The organism is Bacteroidota bacterium, assembly GCA_030706565.1.
Classification (GTDB): Bacteria; Bacteroidota; Bacteroidia; order Bacteroidales; family JAUZOH01; genus JAUZOH01.
On record JAUZOH010000498.1, the window covers coordinates 1 to 2,587 of the forward strand.

Annotated in this window: 2 protein-coding genes; both read right to left on the reverse strand. The window is 38.9% G+C overall.

The window, feature by feature from the left end:
* Positions 1-33 precede the first annotated feature (33 nt).
* A complete protein-coding gene (locus Q8907_16035; protein ID MDP4275778.1) occupies positions 34-1,953 on the reverse strand; it encodes an alpha/beta hydrolase-fold protein in 1,920 nt (639 codons plus the stop codon).
* A gap of 163 nt (positions 1,954-2,116) precedes the next feature.
* Positions 2,117-2,587, reverse strand: a 471-nt coding sequence (locus Q8907_16040; protein MDP4275779.1) for a xylan 1,4-beta-xylosidase, incomplete at its 5' end; no start/stop codon positions are given.

The following is a 2,587-nucleotide window of genomic DNA, read 5'->3' on the forward strand; positions in this document are numbered from 1 at the left end:
AATTGACTTTACTTTTTATATTATAAATCAATTTTATTTAAACAGAAGCTGGGCAAAATTGTACAGATTGTTTCTCCAAACCGGCCAGGCATGCCCTCCCGGATATTCGCTAAAGGAGTATTTAATCTTTATTTCATCAAATTTCGAAAGCATATTCCTGCAATTCCTGTATGCAATATCTTCCTTGCCTCCAACAGAAATCCAAAACTGCTTTAAATTACGGTTAATCATTTCTGAATTTTTCAGCATAAAATCGTACTGGGGATCTGCAATACTGTTTATATTAGGTAACCAGCCGGAGCTAAACACACCAAGGTAAGAAAACAGATTTGTATTATATATCCCAGCATAAAGAGTTTGAATGCCGCCCATGGATAAGCCTGCAAGTGCACGATTTTTCGAGTCGGTTTCGGCCCGGTAATTTTTTTCAACAAAAGGTATTACGCATTGCTTTAACTCCGATTCGAATGCTTTCAAATTATTTTCACCAAACCCGCCGTTGCCGACATTTCCATCAACCATCACGATGAGCATTGGCTTTGCTTTATTTTCAGCGATAAGATTATCGAGAATCAGGTCAGTTTTCCCCTGTGTTGCCCAACCGCTTTCGTCTTCGCCTCCACCATGCAACAAATAGAGAACAGGGTACTTTTCGCCGGTATTTACATCATAACCAGCTGGAGTGTACACATAAAAACGGCGCCAGGAATTGGTAACAGTCGAATAATAATGTTTAATCCTTATGTCTCCGTGAGGTACATCCTTTACAGCATAATAGCCGTCACCTTTAAACGGGACTTCTATACCGCTTGCCATCCGGCCCATCCCGTAAAAAGTTTCGCTGGCAGGATCGGCAACAGCAACCCCGTCAATGATTAACGAATAATAATGAAAGCCTTCTGTTAATGAATCTGTAGTTACTTCCCAAAATCCCTGAGCATTTTTCAACAAGTCGTACTTCCTGCCTAAATCGATCTGTACTTTTTGGGCTTCGGGAGCATTTATCCTAAAAATAGCACGGCTGTCGGCTGTAATTTGCGGATATTTTGCACCTCTTACATTTGAAGCTGCAGGAATGCCCCGTCTGCTATATTTATCAAAAGATGAAATATCGACCGGTTTAAAAAGAAACTGCGAGAACATATACAAATTATCTTTCCAGACCTTAAAATCATGATGTCCACCCGGTATTACATGGAAAATATGAGGAATCTTATTGGCGGACAAATAATCATGGGTACGTTGACTGAAGGTTAATAAATTATCAGCATCTCCTCCGGAAATCCAAAGGAATTTTATTTTCTGTTTTACAGCTTCAGGATCCGGGACTAATTCCTGGGGAGTTTTGGTATTAGGAGCGGATGAAAACCCGCCTATCCAGGCGAATTTATCCAGGTTTCCCAGCCCAAAATTCAATGACTGTCCCCCACCCATTGATAAACCGGCTATAGCACGATGTTCGCGGTCATTGAGTACGGAATATTTTTTCTCTATAAAAGGAATCAGGTCATTAAGTAAATCTTTTTCAAAATTTGCAAATGCCTGCACCTTAACCCCGTCATAAATATTACCTGTTGCACGGTCATCTTTCATGGCCCTGCCGTTTGGCAATACCACGATCATAGGTTCTACTTTCTTTTCTGCATACAGATTATCTAAAATAACCTGAGGCTGGCCATTATTAAACCATTCTTTTTCGTCTCCGCCAATACCATGCAGCAAATAAAGCACCGGATATTTCCTGCTTTTTGAATAAGCAGGGGGCGTATATACCAAAGCTTTGCGTTTAACTCCTACCGTTTTGGAAAAGTACGTAACAGTATCAATTCGACCCTGGGGGATACCACTGCGTACGACATCAAAACCTTTGGGAGCCTGTAATTCAATTGACTGCGAATAGACAGACAATTGAAAAATCAATGCAGTTGTGATTAATAAACATAGGCGTTTCATAGGAATTTTATTTTAATAGGACTTTTTGTAATCTTTTTCACAAACAGACACCAACTTTATATGTTACAATATATAACAAGAACTTGAATTTTTTACTCATTTTAATCCTTTCTTATTGTCAATTATAAGTTTTTATCAGATTTTGTGATCAGTTTAAAAATATTTATTGCATTCTGAACCAGTCAACATCCACATATCCCCCAAGCTTTCTGGTGGCATAATTAAAAAGGCAAAACTTATTACCCGTAAAAATTGAAAGGTTAAACCTCATTTTGAGTTCGTCACCCAATGTTTTGAAAGTCTTATTATCGGCACTGTAGGCGAAAGTAGCCTTACCTGTACCATAACATGCATTTGCAGCGAGATATATTGTTGAACCCTTAAATAAGGTTGAATCAACAGTCCTCCCATTGTTAACCATTACGATATAATTTCTGTTCCTTTCTCTTTTTACGGCAATATATCCATAAGGATCTTGAAAAACGGCCAATCCGGAGATATCTCCTTCCTTCATTCTGGAAGTTTCCATTTTGGTAATGCCCATAGTTGGAAGAGAATCCGAATAATAAGCAAACATTCTCTGAGTAAGCGTATTCCGGGCCTCCCGTAAATTATCGGCAATTTTTGCCGTTCT